Here is a 247-nt window from a genome sequence, read left to right as displayed (position 1 = left end):
CGACTCGCCGCGCGATGATCCCGGTCGAAGGCGGCCCGGCGTCCCTCCGCGGAGCGGGGGTGCGGAACGAGCTGGCGTTCGTCGCCGGCATCCGGGACGAAGTGACACCGGCGGAGGCCGAACCCTCCCACCGCCACCTCGATGTGCCCGCCGGGCACGGAGAACCGGGCGGGAAGGCGTGACACGGCGTCGAGCGCCCCGTCGCGATAAAGGCGGGCGCGCACGGTGCCGTCGGAGCTGTCGCCGA

At 74.9% G+C, this 247-nt stretch carries 1 protein-coding gene; it reads left to right on the top strand.

Translation table 11 applies throughout. The features are described 5' to 3' along the window. Positions 1 to 182: hypothetical protein (locus tag ACZ3HG_RS24490; RefSeq protein ID WP_465335087.1), on the top strand; the 182-nt coding region annotated here is incomplete at its 5' end. Positions 183 to 247: the final 65 nt, after the last annotated feature.

It is taken from the genome of Erwinia sp. PME.40.26/001, from assembly GCF_055556675.1.
Note: the sequence above shows the minus strand (reverse complement) of the source record. Positions and strands in the feature narration are given on the sequence as shown.